Below are 17,271 nucleotides of genomic sequence, written 5' to 3'. Positions count from 1 at the left end.
ACTCAAGTCACCATCGTCGCTCATCTGGTTCGCTACGGTGGGCCGATGAGCAGCAACACGCCACCGGCGTCCGATCTTTCCGGCCGGGCTCGACAGAACCAGATCTACACCGACGGCGTCTTCGGTCGAAAGCCCAAGGTACCCACCAATTTCGACGACCTGGAACGCGCTGCCGAGCGCACGATGTCCGCCAAGGCGTGGGCCTATGTCGCCGGTGGAGCGGGTGAAGGCAGCACGATGCGGGCCAACCGCCGCGCCCTCGACAGCTGGGCGATCGTCCCCAGGATGCTGCGCGACGTCTCGGTGCGGAGTCTGTCCACCGAGCTGTTCGGACAGCAGTTGCCGGCACCGATCCTGTTCTCCCCGGTGGGTGCGGGCGGCCTGGTCTTTCCGCAGGCCGACGTCCACATCGGCCGGGCCGCCGCCGAACTCGGTGTCCCGTACATCTTCTCCAGCCAGGCCAGCGCACCGATGGAGAGCACTGCCGCGGCGATGGACGAGGTGTCGCCGGGGGCTCCCCGCTGGTATCAGCTGTACTGGTCGAGCGACGAACAACTGGTGGACAGCTTCCTGCAGCGCGCCGAGAAATGCGGTGCGGCGGCCATCGTGGTCACGCTCGACACCACCATGCTGGGATGGCGGCCGCAGGACCTGAACCTGGGGTCGCTGCCGTTCGCGCAAGGGTTGGGCATCGACCAGTACACCTCTGATCCCCGCTTCATCGACATGGTGCGAGCTCGTATCGCTGCGGCCGTACCCGGTCCCAAACCCCAGGTGACGGTCGGCGCGATCAAGTCCCTGGTGTCGATGGCGAAGAACACCCCCGGCAGTGTGCTGGCCAACCTTCGCTCGCCTGTGCCCAGAGAGTCTGTGCAGACCTTCCTGGTGACCTACTCGCGTCCCTCGCTCAACTGGACGGACATCGCCGGGCTGCGCGAGCGGACGTCGCTGCCGATCGTCTTGAAAGGGATCTTGCACCCCGACGACGCACGGCAAGCCGTCGATGCCGGGGTGGACGGCATCCTGGTCTCCAACCATGGCGGCCGGCAGATCGACGGATCCATCGGCTCAGTCGAAGCGCTCACCGACGTGGTGGCCGCAGTTGACGGCAAGGCGAAGATCTTGCTGGATTCGGGCATCCGCGGCGGCGCCGACGTCTTCAAAGCGCTGGCTCTGGGTGCGGACGCGGTGTGTATCGGACGTCCGCACATGTACGGACTCGCGCTGGCAGGATCGGCAGGTGCGCGAGACGTGGTCGCCAACATCATCGCCGAGCTCGACCTGACGCTGGGACTGTCCGGGAACACCAGCACCGCCGACCTGTCGCCGGCGGTGTTGAAGAAGGTACGACTCGACTAGATGAGTTTTCGGCCGGTCCGGATCCGACGGCGGACGTCCCACAGGTAGGCGTTGAACGGGAATGCGCGCATCGGTTCGGGTAGTCGCGTCACAACGGAGCGGACGATGCGATTGTGCAGGTCGAAGAGTTGTTGTTGCCGCGGCGTCCACTCGAGGCCCATCTTCTCGCGGAACTCGGGTGGCAGGAACCCGGCGGTGAGGAACAGGCCGAAGTCGCCGATCAGCATGGACACCGGCTTGGGCAGGAACTCGAACTTGGCGATGCTGATCAGCAGTTCCCGGATGGTGTCGTCGATCTCGAGCTGCGCCACGGTGCCATCCCAGTACTCCTGGAAGTCGGCGCGTGTGGCCGGCCACATCTCGCGCGGCATCTGCAGCGTGGTGCCCATGAGAGCGCCCTGCTGGTATGCCTCTTCGGTGATCGCCGATGGGTCGCCGTAGAGAATCTGCATGTCTTCCCAGCCCTTGTACAGGCAGGCGGCAACCCACAACTGCAGGCGGGGATCAAAGGCGTTGTACTCGACCGGGCTCGACTCGGTGGACCGCACCTGCGCGTGTGAGTGGCCGACGGCTTTGCGGTATGCCTTGCGGTCTTCCGGGGTGCCGTTCACTGCGACCGCGAGGTACGACAGCGTGGTGCGGCCCCGCTTGATGGGGTGCTTGAACAGGTTGCCGCTGTCCACCTTGCTCTCTGCGACGCCGTATCCGACCGCAGGGAGTGCAAGTTGCATGATCACGTTGGCGGCCCCGGCGAGAGCCGAGATGCCCGGCATGTCCAGCAGGTCGCCCGGTGCGCTGTCGGTCTCTGCGCGATTTCGGGTGCGGATGGGCTGCGGCATGTCGATGGACAGGGCAGCCGTTCCGTCAACGGTTCCAGACGTCATTGTCGGCCTCCAAGGTTGCTTCTGATAACAACCGTTATCTCTTTCGTATTGAAGCGGCGATCGGACCGAAAGTCAATCGTCGTTAACCGAAGGTGGAAAGATGAGGTCCATGGCAGATCCTTTGCGCCCATATGGCGGCGAGAATGGAGCTGACCGGGTCAAACGTCGCCGGGCAGCGCTGATCGAAGCTGCGCTCGAGATCCTCGGCTCGGCCGACGGGGTGGCGATCAGTGTTCGCGGGGTGTGCCGGCAGGCCGGACTGACCGCGAGATACTTCTACGAGAGCTTCGAAGACGTGGACCAGTTGGTGGGCACCACGTACGACGCCGTCGTCTTCGACATAGCCGAGGCCGCCCAGACCGCAGTGACAGCCGGCGGTCAGTCTCCGCGCGAGCAGATCCGTTCCGCGGTGGGCGCCATCGTTCGGCTCATCGACACCGATCGGCGCAAGGGTCGGGTGCTGTTCTCGCAGACACTGCTCAGCGGAACCCTGGCCACCAAACGGATGGACGCCGCCATGATGTTCGCGGCGCTGACCATCCAGACCTCGGGATCCCAATTCGACGACGCGACCACCCAAGGAGCAGCCCACTTCTACGTCGGCGGGCTCGGGCAGGTGCTCAACGCGTGGATCGACGGCCGAATCGATTGCCCCACCGACGAATTGATCGAACTGTGCGTGACGATGATGTTCGGTGCGATCTACGAACTGTTGCCCGAGAACGCTCAGCGCACCGATTGACCGGCGCGGCGTTCGTTCCAGCGGTCGAAGACCAGCCACGCGAGCAGACCGGCCACAGCTACACCGATACCGCTCAGGCACACGGCAATCCAGCCACCGGCGCCGTATGCGTAGCCCGATGAGACCGAACCCGCCACCGCGCCTGCGAAGTACGTGACCATGTACGCCGTGGTTACGCGGCTGCGCTCCTCCGACGCCAGCGAATAGATCGCGGACTGATTCGCCAACTGCGAAGCCTGAACCCCGAAGTCGAACACCACGAGGCCGATCACCAGCGCTGCCAACGGTGTTCCGGGCCACGCGAGCGACAACCAGCCGATGATGGTGACAACCCACGCGGCCGTGGTCGCCATCCGCAGATGCCCACGGTCGGCGAGCTTTCCGAACAGCGGAGCCGCCGCGGCGCCGGCGACCCCGGCAAGACCGAACAGGCCGATGGCAGCCTCCGAGTAGGAGAAGTGCTCGCCCCGACTACCCGAGAGGAGGAACGCGATCGAGGTCCACATGGCGCTGAACCCGAACATCGTGAGAAACCCGAGCAGCATCCGTTGCCGGAGCATCGTCTCGGCACGGACGATCCGGGCCACCGAGATCAGCAGTTGGCCATAGGGTTGCCGGGGACGGGGCGCGTCGGGTGGCACCGAGACGTAGACCACCACGGCCAGCACGATCATCAGGGCGGACCCCGTGAACAACACCGATCGCCAGCCCCCGAATTCGGCGATGAGTCCACTGACGACGCGGGCCAGCAAGATGCCCAGCAACAGTCCGCTCATCACCATGCCGACCACGCGCCCGCGATCTGACGGCACCGCAAGGGACGAGGACCACGGCAACACGATCTGGGCGGTGGCCGCACACACGCCGGCCAGGATCGAGGCGACGAAGAGGGTCCCGAAACCTGGAGCCAGTCCCGAGAGCAACAGGGCGACTGCTGATGCGACCATCATGCTGGGCGCCAACAACTTCCGGTTCAGCAGATCGCCCAGCGGGACCAAGAACAGCAGCCCGACCGCGTACCCGAGTTGAGCGGTGGTCACCACCAGTGCGGCAGTCGCCGTGGAGACATCGAAGTCCTGGCGGATCTCCTCGAGTACCGGTTGCAGGACGTAGAGCGACGACACCGAGACGCCGCACGTGATGGCGAACAACACCACGAGGGACCTGCTGATCCCCTGCCGGTCGCCCGGTGAGGCCGGGTTCGTCGACGACGGATCGGTGGGTGGGCCTGGCGTCGGTCGCATGATCCCCAGCCTGCCGGATACGTCGCGGTGACGCGTGATCGAAGCCCTGCGGCGACGTCGGTCAGGAGGCTGCGCGGCGGCATCGGAAGGCTTTCCGCGGCGAAACGCCCATCGACCGACCCGTATTCGCGTGAGCGTGATCGAGCGGCACAGTAGGTTGATGACATGAACACCGTGCCCGAGCCGACGCCGAGAGACCACGGCGGCGACAGTTGGCGCGAATACGGCCAGGAAGATCTGCCTGCGCCGCTCGCGGCAGCGCTGTCGGCCTTTGCCGAACACGGATATCACGGCACCTCGGTACGCGACATCGCCGCACGCGCAGGCCTGAGTGTGCCGGGGCTCTATCACCACTATCCGTCGAAGCAGTCGCTTCTCAAGGGTTTGCTCGAGCTCACGATGAGTGATCTGCTCGGCCGTTCCGAGGCGGCGCTTGCCGAAGCCGGTCCGACGCCGCTCGAACGCTACGACGCCGTGGTGGAGTCCTTGCTGCGGTTCCACATGTACCGGCGGGCCCAGGCGTTTGTGGGCTCCACCGAGATCCGCAGCCTGGATCCGTCGTTCCGCACCGATTACATCCAACTGCGTGACAGGCAGCAGCGGATGGTCGACAGGCTCGTGATGGACGGCGTCGAGTCGGGTGACTTCCGATGCCCCAACCCAGAGGACGCCGGACGGGCGGTCACCACCATGTGTGTGGGGGTGTCCACCTGGTACCGGCCACAGGGCCGTCTCGGTCCCGACGAACTCGTTGCCCGTTATCTGCTGATCGCCAGACGGATGGTGGGGTACTTTCCGGATCAGCCGTAAGGGGTGACGTCGACCGGCTTGACCGTCGAGTCCGGGCGTGACATTCTGGGCCCATTACCGAACGAGCGCTCGGTCGGGATCGCAACCACGGGTTCGCCGGCGCCGCACAAGGAGGTGCACATGGCGATCAGCCTTTCCTACGATCCAGCCGTCGAGGACGTGGTCACGAAAACTCGTGACTTCGTCCGCGACCACGTGATGCCGATCGAGGACGAGTTCGCCGGTGACATCACCGCCGCCGGCGGCGACAAGCGTCGACTGGAACTGCGTGACCAGGCGCGCGACGCCGGTGTGCTCGCGCCGCACGCGCCCGTCGAATACGGCGGCCTCGGCCTCAACATGTCCGATCGCGCCCCGGTCTTCGAGGCCGCCGGGTACTCGGTGTTCGGTCCGATCGCGCTGCACATCGGAGCACCCGACGAGGGCAACGTGCACATGCTCGCGCACATCGCCGGCGCGGACCAGAAAGAGAAGTACCTCGCTCCACTCGCCTGCGGTGACGTGCGGTCGGCCTTCGCGATGACCGAGCCCGCACCGGGAGCCGGTGCAGACCCGGCAGCACTGCGCACTGCGGCCACCAAGGTCGACGGTGGCTGGAAGATCAACGGCGACAAGTGGTTCATCACCGGCGCCGACGGTGCCGGATTCTTCATCATCATGGCGCGGACTGCGGGTTCCCCCGGTGACCGCGGCGGCGCGACGATGTTCCTCGCGCCGGCAGACACCCCCGGCATCACGGTGGGACGCCACATCAACACCATCGACCGCGCGATGATCGGCGGCCACTGCGAGGTGGCATTCCGCGACGTGTTCGTTCCGGACGAAGACGTGCTCGGAGAGGTCGACGAGGGTTACCGCTATGCACAGGTGCGGCTGGGCCCAGCGCGTATGACCCACGTCATGCGCTGGATGGGCAGCGCCAACCGTGCCCAGGACGTCGCACTCGACTACGTCGCCCGCCGGGAAGCCTTCGGCGGCAAGCTCGGCGATCTGGGCATGATCCAGCAGATGGTGGCCGACAACGAAATCGATCTAGCTGCTGCGCGGGCGTTGCTGGTCAAGGCCTGCTACGCGCTCGACCAGGGTCAACATGCGGGCGACGAGACGTCGATCGCAAAAACATTTGCGGCCGAGGCATTTTCGAGGGTCGTCGACCGCGCGATCCAGATGTGCGGCGGCCAAGGAGTGTCCGACGAGCTGCCATTGGCCCGTCTGCAGCGTGAGCTGCGGCCGTTCCAGATCTACGACGGCCCGTCCGAGGTCCATCGCTGGGCGCTGGCCAAACGGGCCGTGGGCAAGGCGAAGAAGGCGGCAGCCGCTGCCGCCGCGAACGGAACGTCGTCGTGACCGAACTTCCGGGCATGGACGTCCCAGCCCTACGCGCCTTCCTGGTCGACAGCGGTGTGCCGGTATCCGGCGAACTGGTGGTCGAGCTCATCAGCGGTGGCCGCTCGAATCTCACATTCACTGCGCGCGATGATAATTCGCACTGGGTGGTGCGCCGTCCCCCGACGGGCGGACTGACGCCTTCTGCGCACGACATGAATCGTGAGTGGACCGTCACCCGCGCACTGCAGGACACGCCGGTGCCGGTGGCGCGCACCGTCGCTTTCGACAAAGAGGGGACTGCCCTCGGTGCGCCGCTCACCGTGGTCGAGTTCGTCGACGGCCTCGTGGTGCGCAGCGCCGATGAGCTCGACGCTCTCGACGACGCAGCCGTGGAACGCAACGTCACCGGACTCGTCGAGGCACTTGCAGACTTGCATGCCGTGGACTACCAGTCGGTCGGGCTGGGTGAGTTCGGCCGTCCCGACGGTTTTGTCGGACGACAGGTGAAGCTGTGGGCCCGGCAGTGGGAACACGTGAAGACCCGCGAACTCGACGATGTCGCGACTTTGCATGCGGCACTCACTGAGTCGATCCCTGCGCAGACCAGCAACTCGATCGTGCACGGTGACTTCCGCGTCGACAACACCATCCTCGACGCCGGTGATCCGGGCATCGTGAAAGCCGTTGTCGACTGGGAGATGTCGACGCTGGGTGACCCGCTGACCGACGTCGCACTGATGTGCACGTACCGGGAACCGATATTCGACGCCGTCCTGGGCATGAAGGCGGCGTGGACAAGTGATCGGTACCCCTCGCCGGACGCCATCGCCCAGCGGTACGCACTGGCATCTGGTCGTGAATTGTCCGACTGGAACTTCTATCTCGCGCTCGCCAACTTCAAACTCGGAGTGATCGGCGAGGGCATCACCCATCGGGCACTGAATGGTTCGTCATCGGGGAGCGGCGCCGAAAATGCAGCGGCCGCGACCGGCGAGTTCATGGCGGCAGGATTGCGCGCCATCAAGGGAAAGAACTAGAGGGGCACACACGTGACACTTGGTGCAGAACGCAAAGTGGCGTTGGTGACCGGCGCCTCGCGCGGTATCGGCGCGGCGATCGCGACCCGATTCGCTGCGGCAGGCTGGGATCTGACGATCAGTGCCCGCAGCCTGGAACCGTTGCAGGACTTGGCCGGACGCCTTTCCCGCGAACACGGGGTGCGTGTGGAGGTGGTCACCGCCGACATGTCCGACGAGGAGCAGCTGCAGACACTGGCCACGGGTCATCTCGACCATTTCGACAGGGTCGACGCGTTGGTCCTCAACGCGGGGATGGGGCAGAAGGGGGCGATCGGTGAATTGCCGGTTCGCCGATTCGACAAGCTGTACCAGGTCAACGTCCGCTCGGCGTACGTGTTGCTCCAGTCGTTGCTGCCGACTCTGCGCAGTACCGCCGAGACTGCTGGAGCCGCGAAAGTGGTTGCCATTGCATCGATCACCGGTGTACACCCTGAGCCTGAGCTGTCCGCATATGGTGCCACGAAGGCGGCGCTGATCTCCCTGTGCGAAACGTTCAACCTCGAGGAATCCGAGAAGGGCGTCTCGGCGACCACCATCTCGCCCGGCTACGTCAACACCGACATGTCCTCGTGGACCGCGATCCCGGCTTCGGAGATGATCACCGCAGACGACGTGGCCACCATGGCGTTCGCGGTCACCGAGTTGTCGCGGTACGCGGTGCTTCCCGGCATCGTCCTCACCCGGCCCGGCACCAACCTGGGTCGGGCCTGACACCAGCGTTGAACTCGTGGCGCTCAAACCTTGTGCGAGCGTGTAGGAGTTCTTTGTGCCGGCCGTTACGCTAGCCGGGATGTATATCGGGGAGGTTGAAGCGTCGGTCCTCGACAGGTTCCGGCGGTCTGGCGGTCTCGCCGACGTCGAAACACTGCGTAGGTGCGTGCCGGTACGTAGGGACCAGTTCGACAATTTTATTTTTGAAGCCACCCTTTGGGCGATGGACGAAGGCGCTGCGAACTCGTTCTCGTATGCCTGCAGCGGCTTCAAGGCGGCGTGCCGGTCAGATCAGACCGCCCTCGGCAGTCCGGTGCCTCTTGTTCCGCCGGCGGTCACCGAACACGTCGGCCGCATCGTTTCTCGATGGCAGCTTGGTCGGCAGGTCGCCGGGGCTATAGATCTACCCGACGAAGAGGCTCGGCTTCGCGCGGAGCTGTATCTGAACCTTGGCGGCGACCTTGGGGATGGGCTGGCGGCCGCGGGACGCCGTCTCTGTAGCCGCATGTGGTCGGCACGTATCGGAGACGGCTTTGTCCACCCCGTGGTTGGCGGACACATCTGGAACAGCAACGCAGGGAGTCACGGCGGCGATGACGTTGGTGGCGGAGGACCGCTCATCTACGCGATCTACGCTGTCGGTGATATGACAGGACGGTGGCAGTCCGAACCGGATGACCGTCCCGTCATCGACCGCGAGATTATCGACCTGGCGCACACTTTGGGCTGGAAGCTGTAGGAGAACGCCTGTATAAAGACGCCCCGGGCCCGTGCCGCTGCCGTCACTACAGCCATGAGCCGTCGCTTCACCTGAACCTGAATCTGAGTTGAAATCGTTTGCATGCGACTACTCAATCGCGTAGCCGAGCGCCCATCCGTGATCGGCAAGTGACTTGAGCAAATAACGATCGCCGTGCTCGCAAGCAATCGCGGCGTAGGTGTAGTTGGGTAGGTGGGCCGTCGCGAACACGCCAGGGCGACTGCCCACGGAATCTCGCAGCGTTGAGGCCGCCAGATACTCGCCGTAATACAACGGAACCCCTGGATCGACTTTGCTCCTACAGTTGCCGCCCGCCACGGTGCCAGTCAACGGACCAGTGTCCGCGCTGCGCGTTCCGGGCGAACAAACAATTTCGAGAGCAGCGGCAAGCGATGGGCCCGCAGGGTCCGACGTCTCGTTGCCGATGACGATGATGCCGGCAGAAACCAGCGCCACCAGAATCGCCCCAGGAACGATAAAGCGCCAGCGGCGTGCCCCGACTCGCTGGCGCAGTGTCGTCATCACCAAACCTTGCCACATGGGTGACGCAGATCCGCTGCAGTGAGGTTCTGTTTCGTCGCTGGTGTCGAAACGTCCTGCAGCGAAACTATTTACGTCGGTAAAATTGGCTACGTCGGGTTGAATCCGGGGAGAGGTAGGCCTCGTCGGAGGGCTACTGCGGGGCGGCGAGTATCTGTTCGACGAGGATGTCGGCGTGGCCCGCGTGCCGTGCCAGCTCGTCGATCATGTGAAGCCCTATCCAGTGGAAAGTCACCTCGCCGCGGCGGTAGTGCACGAACCGGTCGGCCGGATCAGGTCCTTGCGCGATGTGTCGGGAACGGTCAGCGGCAGCTTCGTATTCTGCGATCACGTCTGCGAGTGTTTGTTCGGGATCCACCAGCCATCCGCGGTCGTCGCCCGCCGCATAGCCGTCGCACTCGGCCTCGGCAAGACCCGCGACAGTGCGTTGGAACCAGACCCTTTCCGCCGCGGCGCAATGTTTGACAAGTGCAATCGGAGTGGTCAGTGAAGGCACCAAGCGCGACCGGCTTTGAACGTCCGTCAAGCGGGCCACCGAGTCGATCAGGGCCGTACGGTTCGCGTCGAGGACAGCGGCAAGCTCTTTGTCGATCATCGTCAGATTCTACGGCGAGAGGGCGGCAGCAATGGAATACCGGCTGCTCTGGCTGATCCGGGCCAGCAAGCAATTCGTTGACTGTTAGTCAACCAATGTCCTACTCTGAAGGGGCATCGGAGTCGACAGGCGATCGCGTGCGAGCACTTACGTTCGCCGATTCTGAGTTACGTCTACGTAGGTAGGAGATGACAGTGGCTACTCGTCCTGCTCAATATGGTGTGGAAGCCGGTCGCATCGCGCCTGCTCTGATCGCGCATTGGGTAGTCAAATCCACCAGGCGAACTGAGCTGATTGACTGGTATGGACAGGTTTTCGGTGCACGCGTGGTCCATGACGATGGGCAGGTGACTTTTCTGACCTGGGATGATGAGTCTCATCGCCTCGCCATCGTCTCGGTTCCCAACGTGGTCCGGTACCTGTTCCCGTTCGCCAAGCTGCGACGCAAAGTGCTTGGTCTCGACCACATCGCTTTCACCGTTCCCACCCTCGAGGGACTCCTGGAAGATTACGTCCGGCTCAAAAGGCAGGGCATCAGGCCTGTTTGGGCGATCAATCACGGGCCCACGATCTCGTTGTACTACGAGGATCCTGATGGCGTGCGTCTTGAGTTCCAGGTCGAGAACTTCCCAACGCCGGAAGAGACGGCCGAGTTCTTCTCCAGCAACGAGTTCAGCGAGAACCCGATCGGTGTGAACATCGACCCTGACTATCTGCTCAGTCAGCTCCGAAACGGCGCCACGCAGGAATCTTTGAGGCGCCGCGAGGCGGGGGTCCGTCCCGGTCGCAAAATCGTCGCAAACAAGAAAACACTGAACTTCAGGACGTTGTGAGTAAACAAGAACTGGTGGAGGTCGAAGTCAGTTGAGCACAAGCGTTATACGCACAGCCGAGGATTGGTGGCGGGTCGAGGGTGAGGTCGCGACTCGCGTGGACACGGCCGCAACCACGACGGCCGAGCTGCTGGAAGACCGTCCGGCGGTAGAAGCTGCGGTCGGCGGGGACACACCTGTCGGCACGCTAGCGCCGGTGTCACCGGTCACCGCGCCGTGCCGGGTGGTTGCTCAGTTGCTGAACTACCGGTCACACGCCATCGATGCCGGCGCCGACGTGGACAACCTGCAGCCGACCTTCTTTCGCAAATCGTCCGCATCGATCAGCGGCCCCACCGACCCGATCTGTCGACCACCCGAGGTCGGATTGCTCGACTACGAGATCGAATTGGGTCTTGTGATCGGCGCGCACGTTCCGATCAACCAGGTGGTGACCCCGGAGTCGTTGAGCGAGTTCGTGGCCGGGATCGTCGTGACCAACGACGTATCCGCCCGGGAGATACAGCTGACGAAGGTGCAGGTCTACGAGAGCAAGTCGTACCCGACATTCACCCCTGTCGGCCCACGTCTGGTGCTGCTGGAACCAGATGAGTTCGCCCGCATCCCCGAACTTCGGATGACGCTCTCAGTCAACGGCGAGGTACGACAAGATCAACTCATCGGTGACGACCTTCTCACCCCACCCGCGGCTGCGCTGACCCGGCTCGCACGCTTCCAGACATTGTCACCCGGTGACCTGCTGCTCACAGGAACACCCATCGGAACGGCCATCTCGGCGCCTCCCGCCATCGTGCAGAAGATCGGCGAACTACTGCCCGCGACGATCAAGTGGAAATTGTTCTTCTCCCGCCAGTCACGCAACCCAAAATACCTGTCCACGGACGACGTGGTCACCGCACGTATCGCGACCGCTGACGGCGACATCGACCTCGGAACGCAAACCAATGTCGTCCGGTGACCTCAGCTTTGGCACGCGGGCGGGCCGGACCGAGCTCGTTCGGTCGTTGTAGGCAAGGCTCGGAGACGGGGGATTCGATGTCAGTGATTGTTGCGATCGCGTCGGGGTTGTTGGCAGTCGTGGTGGCGGTCACCGGCATTCTCAAAGTTGTTGGGCACGAATCTATGCGGGACAACGCCGAGCACTTCGGTTTCAGTATGCAAGCGTTCAAGTTGCTGGGCCTGGCGGAGATTGCGGGCGCAATCGGTCTCATCGCGGGAAACTGGTGGACCGCACTCGGGGTGATCAGCGCCCTGGCCATCCTGCTGCTTCTGGTCGGAGCAGCCATTCTGCATCTGCACGTGGACAAGAGTGTCAAACCCGCTGCGCCAGCTGTACTGTGCGGCGCCCTCGCGGCCTTCGTCGCTGCCGGCTGGATAGTCGGCTGACCCACCGGACGCGACAAGAGCCACTGCGTCCTCGTCAGTTTTACATTTCGGGTTCCCCGATTTAGGAGATAGTTGTGAACGTCCGTACTGCTTTGGTAACCGGGGCATCCTCGGGTATTGGTCAGGCCACCGCTGAACGATTGGTCGCAGAGGGCTTTCGGGTGTACGGCACCAGCCGGAACCCCGCTGAGATTCCCGATAGCGCGCGTATCGAGGGCGTGCGTTATGCGCGGCTCGAGTTGGGAAGCGTCGACAGCGCGGAGCAGTGCATCGCAGAGGTGGGCGCGGTGGACGTGTTGATCAACAACGCCGGTGAGAGCCAGAACGGTCCGCTCGAAGATTTGCCGATGGACGCGATCGAGCGCCTCTTCACCGTCAATGTGCTTGCGCCGGTGCGGCTGACGCAGCTTGTGCTACCCGGGATGCGACAACGCGGATACGGGCGGGTGGTGATGGTCGGATCGATGTTGGCCAGCTTCCCGCTGGCGTACCGGTCGTCGTACGTGGCATCCAAGGCCGCATTGAAGGCCTTCTCGACGGCAGCGAGGGGTGAAGTCGCCCCGTTCGGCGTCAGATTCATCACCGTGGAGCCGGGCTCGATCAACACAGGCATCAGTGAGCGCCGCACCAAGTACATCGCCGACGACTCGGTGTATCGCCCGGCTTTCAGAGGGTGCTCGACGCCCTCGATCGGAATGAAAAGCGTGGGATTCCCGCCGAACGCGTTGCGCAGACAATAGTCTCGGCGGTTCAACATCGACGCCCGCGCTCCTTCTACGCCGTCGGAAGCCGTGCACCTCTTGCGTTTGCGGCCCGCAGGGCGCTGACCGAAGGTGGCGTCAATCGGCTCAGCAATTGGTCGCACGGCCTTCGCCGCTGATACGACTTTGGCGGGTGGGCGGTGTTACCCACCCGCTTAGTCATGAGCGAATTGCGCTCTCTGGGTGACCGGGGCAGTTGGTTCCGGGTGCGGTTGCCGGACCCTTCAGGATGCGATGTCGAGTACTGCGGCCACGATGGCATCGGAGTCGATGTGGTGATGGCGATACACATCCTCGAGGGAACCGGCCTGGCCGAAGCCCGAGACGCCCAGAGCGATGCTCTTGACGTGATTGATCGATGGTAGGAACGACATTGCGTTCGGATGTCCATCCAGGACGGTGACCATCGGGGCGGCCTTATCCGGAGGGAACACCTGATCCAGGATCCAGGAAGGACCAGCACTTTGTCCGCGGCGGGCCTGTTTGGCCTCGAACAGCAGGCTCAGACTGGTGACGCACACGATCTCGGCGGCCGTTCCCATATCGGCGAGTCGGTCTGCCGCAGCGATCGCCTCGGAGACCATGGCGCCCATGGTCACGATCGTTGCCGCCGGGTTACGTTGGGCCCGTAGCGTGTAGGCGCCGGCAAGTACGTGCGCACGGCGGCGTTCGCGGGCCGCAGGATCTGAGGGCACCTCGGCCAGAGCCTGTTCCACCGGACGAGTTGACAGCCGAAGGTACGCCGATCGTCCCTCGGGCGTACCCAACTGCGAGATGCACTTCAGCAGAATCCATTCCACGTCGATGGCGAACGCGGGCTCGTAGCTGACACACCCAGGTTGTTCGAGCCCGATTGACGGCGTCTTGATCGACTGATGGGCCCCACCCTCGGCGGCCAGACTCACCCCTGACGGCGTACCGACCAGAATCGATTGCCCCCCAGCATAAATCCCGTACGACCAAGGCTCCAGCGCGCGCTCAACGAAAGGGTCGTAGAGCACGCCGATCGGAAACAGGCGCTCACCCCACCGGCTCCAGGTCGTACCCAGCTCCCCGATCAGACCGACCAGGTTGGTTTCGGCGATGCCCAACTCCATGTGCTGGCCCGTCGGGTTCTCCCGCCAATGCATGATGGTTTCACCGTCGTCGTCGAACCAGTTTCGTCGCTCGGAGGGAGACCACACCCCGACCTTGTTCAGCCAGCCCGCCAGGTTCGTCGTGGAGCTGACATCAGGACTGACTGTGACCACGCGTTTGGCCACATCCGGCGCTTCGCGTGAGAGGTCGAGCAGGGCTCGTCCCAGAGCAGCCTGGGTGGTGGATTTCGTGGTCGGGGTTCGACCCATATCAGAGGGGAATCTGAGCTCGGATGGGACGGGAACAGGTCTGCGCTGCAACCGTTTCGCTGCCTTCCGGCACACGATCCCGGCGGGTGATTGTTCGTCAAATCGGCGCCACGGGTGGGTCGGGTCTTCGCCGAGTTGCTTGGCCAGTGCGGTGAACTGGGCGGGGCTCAACAACGAGGAGTGGTTTTGGGGATGGCCTTGTGTGGGTAGCCCGTAGCCCTTGATGGTGTAGGCGATGATTACGGTTGGTCGGTTGTCGTCGATCTGGTTGTAGGCCTGGCGCATCGATTCGAAGTCGTGCCCGCCCAAGTTCGCTATCGCCTGCACCAAGGTGGTGTTGTCCAATTCGCCGATGAGTCCGGCGATTGAGCCCGCCTCGGGTGAGTTGCCGGGCAGTCGAGTCCGGATCTCGTCGGCGTCACACCGCAGCAGGCGTTGGTATTCGGCGTTGGGCATCTGCAGGATGCGGGTTCGTAGTGCATCACCGCCGTCACGGCTGAACAGTTCCTCGAGCAACCGGCCGAATCTGACCGTGATCACCTGCCAGCCTGCCGCGGCGAACATCGCTTCGAGCCGATTGGCGGCGATGTTGGGCACCACGCGGTCGAGAGACTGTCGGTTCATGTCGACGATCCATACGATCTCGCCGAGGGCTTCGACAGAAGGGTCCAGGATTGCTTCCCACACCGCGCCTTCGTCGAGTTCGGCGTCGCCGACCAAGGAATACTGACGCCCGGTGCCGGTGGTTGCCAGGGTCGTGTCGACGTAGCGTCGAGCAATCGCTCCCCAGATCGGTGCTGTCGCACCGATTCCCACCGACCCGGTGGAATAGTCGACCGGATCGGGGTCTTTGGCTCGGCTCGGGTAGCTTTGCAGGCCACCGAACTCGCGCAGCGTGGACAGGTACTCCTCGTCGAGAAGACCGAGAAGGTAGTTGATGCTGTGCAGGACCGGTGAGGCGTGCGGTTTGACAGACACCCGGTCGTCGGCGCGTAGTTGCTCGAACCACAACGAGGTCATGATTGTCACCATGGACGCTGAAGATGCTTGGTGGCCACCGACCTTGAGGCCCGAAGTGTTCGGACGAACATGATTGGCGTGGTGGATGATGGCTGTCGAGGTCCAGAGCACACGCTGCGCAATCAGCGAGAGCGGATCGTCGGGGGTGCCTGCGGTGTCATTTCGGGGGTGTTCGGTCACGTCAAGGTCCTCCTGGGGACGACAGCAGTGGGGTCCCCTGACAGTGATCCGGCAGTCGAGAACAGGAGATGGTTGTTATCGACGTTGCCGAACCACTGCCAAGGCGAGCACGTGCCGCGCGGCAGCGCCATGGACCGGATTGCGGTCGTCTGCGACGGCCAGGGGTGTGCAAAACCGTCGACCAAGTCGATCACGGGGGTTAGAATTGTGCAAACATCGGCCCGGCCGCTATGCACATTGCACAGCCAGTGCCTCGTCGGAGTTGGGAAACGTGGGCAATATGGCAACGACGGTGATCGCCGACGACATCGACGGTCGTTTGCTACGCGCGGTCATCAGCGATCCACGGGCTGCTGCTGTGACCTTGGCGCAGCGGGTCGGGGTATCACGCAATACCGTGCAGGCACGCCTCAACAAATGGGACAGTCAGGCCGCATTGTGGGGGTTTGATCGCCGTGTCGCGCCGGCGTTCCTCGGATATCCGCTACGGGCGTATGTCTTCACAAAGGTGAAGCAGCGACGTCTGGCGCCTGTGGCTGAGGCTCTGCGAGAGGTTCCAGAGGTCACATCGGTCGACGGGCTCAGCGGAGGTAGCGATCTGCTCATCCAGGTGGTGGCCAGAGACGCCGATGACCTCTACCGCATCGCCGGAACCATCCTCGACATCAAGGGTGTGAAACGAACCACCACCTCGCTGGTGATGCGTGAGCTCATCGAACACCGGGTAGGCCAGCTGATCCCCGACGCGTAGCCGTCGACCCCCATTCCATCAGCCCGGTCTACCGGGCGATTGCGTCGTCGCCGACGAGTGGCGCCAGGTGCCGAAAAAGCCGGTGGTGCACAGCAATCGACCTTAAGCTCTGGGGATGGACGTTGTACCGAGACATCTCGTGGGGATGACTGTCGCTCTTGCGCGTCGATATCATCGAATGGAGATTGATCAGCGCTGCCACATGCCTGACGGGCCGGTGTTGTTCGTGGCCAATCACGGGTTCGGCGGAGTGTTCGACCTCAATGTGCTGGCTTTCGCCGCGGCGTATGAACGGCTAGGTGAGCGTCGTCGAGTCTCGGTCCTGACCCATGCCATTGCCTGGAAGCTCGGTGTCGGCAAGCTGGTCAACATGTTCGATGGGATACCCGCCGACCACGACACAGCATTGCGCGCGCTGGACTCGGGTGATCACGTCCTCGTCTTCCCCGGGGGTGACGTCGACGGCTTCAAGTCATGGAGGAATCGCAACAAGATCATGTTCGAAGGCCGGACCGGCTTCGCGCGGCTGGCCATCGACGCCGATGTCCCGATTGTTCCCGTGGTCACCGCCGGCGCGGGGGAGTCGTTGTTCGTCCTGAGTAGCGGACGAAGCGCTGCACAAAGAGTTGGTCTCGACAAGGTGTTGCGGCTGAAGACCTTTCCTGTCACGGTCTCAGTGCCGTGGGGCCTCAATGCCGGGTTCGTAGGGTTACTGCCGTATCTGCCCTTGCCCACGAAGATCACAACCACCGTGCTCCCAGCGATGCGTGCTGAAAATGGAGAGAATGCCGAAGTCCTCAGCCGACGTGTTCATGCAGTGATGGATCACGAGCTCACCGCGATGACGGCCAACCGTATCCCGCTGATCGGATAGCAAACCAGGCGGCGACCGCGCGTGGTGATCAGAGGGGAACGGAACGTCGACGAATGGGGGGCGGGGG

At 63.6% G+C, this 17,271-nt stretch carries 17 protein-coding genes and 1 pseudogene; 13 read left to right on the top strand and 5 right to left on the bottom strand.

The window, feature by feature from the left end:
* Positions 1-45 precede the first annotated feature (45 nt).
* Positions 46-1,359 carry an alpha-hydroxy-acid oxidizing protein gene (locus tag ACVWY6_RS14015; RefSeq protein WP_457538819.1) on the top strand — a complete coding sequence of 438 codons (1,314 nt, stop codon included), beginning with the start codon at positions 46-48 and terminating at the stop codon, positions 1,357-1,359.
* On the opposite strand, the gene ACVWY6_RS14010 is transcribed toward ACVWY6_RS14015, so the two are convergent.
* A complete protein-coding gene (locus tag ACVWY6_RS14010) occupies positions 1,356-2,243 on the bottom strand; it encodes an oxygenase MpaB family protein (RefSeq protein ID WP_457538818.1) in 888 nt (295 codons plus the stop codon). The genes ACVWY6_RS14015 and ACVWY6_RS14010 overlap by 4 nt on opposite strands.
* A gap of 109 nt (positions 2,244-2,352) precedes the next feature.
* Here ACVWY6_RS14010 and ACVWY6_RS14005 point away from each other — a divergent pair, with 109 nt between their 5' ends.
* Positions 2,353-2,985, top strand: a complete 633-nt coding sequence (locus ACVWY6_RS14005) for a TetR/AcrR family transcriptional regulator (protein ID WP_457538816.1) — start codon at positions 2,353-2,355, stop codon at positions 2,983-2,985.
* Here the strand turns inward: ACVWY6_RS14005 and ACVWY6_RS14000 are convergent.
* Positions 2,970-4,229 (bottom strand): MFS transporter, encoded by a 1,260-nt coding sequence (locus ACVWY6_RS14000; RefSeq protein ID WP_457538814.1) that lies wholly within the window; start codon positions 4,227-4,229, stop codon positions 2,970-2,972. The genes ACVWY6_RS14005 and ACVWY6_RS14000 overlap by 16 nt on opposite strands.
* A gap of 165 nt (positions 4,230-4,394) precedes the next feature.
* Here ACVWY6_RS14000 and ACVWY6_RS13995 point away from each other — a divergent pair, with 165 nt between their 5' ends.
* The 5 genes from ACVWY6_RS13995 (at position 4,395) to ACVWY6_RS13975 (ending at position 8,897) form a co-directional block, all read left to right on the top strand.
* Positions 4,395-5,039, top strand: coding sequence for a TetR/AcrR family transcriptional regulator (locus ACVWY6_RS13995; RefSeq protein ID WP_023954281.1), 645 nt, complete (start codon positions 4,395-4,397; stop codon positions 5,037-5,039).
* A 120-nt stretch (positions 5,040-5,159) separates the two neighbouring features.
* Complete coding sequence (locus ACVWY6_RS13990) at positions 5,160-6,386, top strand: acyl-CoA dehydrogenase family protein (protein WP_457538812.1); 1,227 nt, start codon at positions 5,160-5,162, stop codon at positions 6,384-6,386.
* Between the two features lie 14 nt (positions 6,387-6,400).
* Positions 6,401-7,405, top strand: a complete 1,005-nt coding sequence (locus ACVWY6_RS13985; protein ID WP_457540145.1) for a phosphotransferase family protein — start codon at positions 6,401-6,403, stop codon at positions 7,403-7,405.
* A 12-nt stretch (positions 7,406-7,417) separates the two neighbouring features.
* Positions 7,418-8,158, top strand: a complete 741-nt coding sequence (locus ACVWY6_RS13980; RefSeq protein WP_457538810.1) for an SDR family NAD(P)-dependent oxidoreductase — start codon at positions 7,418-7,420, stop codon at positions 8,156-8,158.
* A gap of 223 nt (positions 8,159-8,381) precedes the next feature.
* Positions 8,382-8,897 carry a hypothetical protein gene (locus ACVWY6_RS13975; protein ID WP_457538808.1) on the top strand — a complete coding sequence of 172 codons (516 nt, stop codon included), beginning with the start codon at positions 8,382-8,384 and terminating at the stop codon, positions 8,895-8,897.
* Positions 8,898-9,005: 108 nt separating this feature from the next.
* On the opposite strand, the gene ACVWY6_RS13970 is transcribed toward ACVWY6_RS13975, so the two are convergent.
* Both ACVWY6_RS13970 and ACVWY6_RS13965 read right to left on the bottom strand, forming a co-directional pair.
* Positions 9,006-9,440, bottom strand: a complete 435-nt coding sequence (locus ACVWY6_RS13970) for a hypothetical protein (RefSeq protein WP_457538806.1) — start codon at positions 9,438-9,440, stop codon at positions 9,006-9,008.
* Between the two features lie 151 nt (positions 9,441-9,591).
* Complete coding sequence (locus tag ACVWY6_RS13965) at positions 9,592-10,053, bottom strand: DinB family protein (protein ID WP_457538804.1); 462 nt, start codon at positions 10,051-10,053, stop codon at positions 9,592-9,594.
* 188 nt (positions 10,054-10,241) lie between these two features.
* On the opposite strand from ACVWY6_RS13965, the gene ACVWY6_RS13960 reads away from it, so the two are divergent.
* The 4 genes and pseudogenes from ACVWY6_RS13960 to ACVWY6_RS13945 all read left to right on the top strand — a co-directional run bounded on the left by ACVWY6_RS13960 (position 10,242) and on the right by ACVWY6_RS13945 (position 13,152).
* Complete coding sequence (locus ACVWY6_RS13960) at positions 10,242-10,886, top strand: VOC family protein (RefSeq protein WP_457538802.1); 645 nt, start codon at positions 10,242-10,244, stop codon at positions 10,884-10,886.
* A gap of 31 nt (positions 10,887-10,917) precedes the next feature.
* Complete coding sequence (locus ACVWY6_RS13955; RefSeq protein ID WP_457538800.1) at positions 10,918-11,844, top strand: fumarylacetoacetate hydrolase family protein; 927 nt, start codon at positions 10,918-10,920, stop codon at positions 11,842-11,844.
* Positions 11,845-11,921: 77 nt separating this feature from the next.
* A complete protein-coding gene (locus ACVWY6_RS13950) occupies positions 11,922-12,272 on the top strand; it encodes a DoxX family protein (RefSeq protein WP_023962337.1) in 351 nt (116 codons plus the stop codon).
* 74 nt (positions 12,273-12,346) lie between these two features.
* A pseudogene (locus tag ACVWY6_RS13945) lies at positions 12,347-13,152 on the top strand (SDR family oxidoreductase).
* Between the two features lie 105 nt (positions 13,153-13,257).
* Here ACVWY6_RS13945 and ACVWY6_RS13940 read toward each other — a convergent pair.
* Positions 13,258-15,579 (bottom strand): transketolase-like TK C-terminal-containing protein, encoded by a 2,322-nt coding sequence (locus tag ACVWY6_RS13940; protein WP_457538798.1) that lies wholly within the window; start codon positions 15,577-15,579, stop codon positions 13,258-13,260.
* 280 nt (positions 15,580-15,859) lie between these two features.
* Here ACVWY6_RS13940 and ACVWY6_RS13935 point away from each other — a divergent pair, with 280 nt between their 5' ends.
* A complete protein-coding gene (locus ACVWY6_RS13935; RefSeq protein WP_457538796.1) occupies positions 15,860-16,330 on the top strand; it encodes an Lrp/AsnC family transcriptional regulator in 471 nt (156 codons plus the stop codon).
* Between the two features lie 202 nt (positions 16,331-16,532).
* On the top strand, positions 16,533-17,204 hold the full coding sequence (locus ACVWY6_RS13930; RefSeq protein WP_457538794.1) for a 1-acyl-sn-glycerol-3-phosphate acyltransferase: 672 nt from the start codon (positions 16,533-16,535) through the stop codon (positions 17,202-17,204).
* Positions 17,205-17,271 lie beyond the last annotated feature (67 nt).

It is taken from the genome of Williamsia sp. R60 (assembly GCF_054063855.1).
The sequence above is the reverse complement of the archived record's forward strand: the minus strand, read 5'-3'. Positions and strand labels throughout refer to the sequence as shown.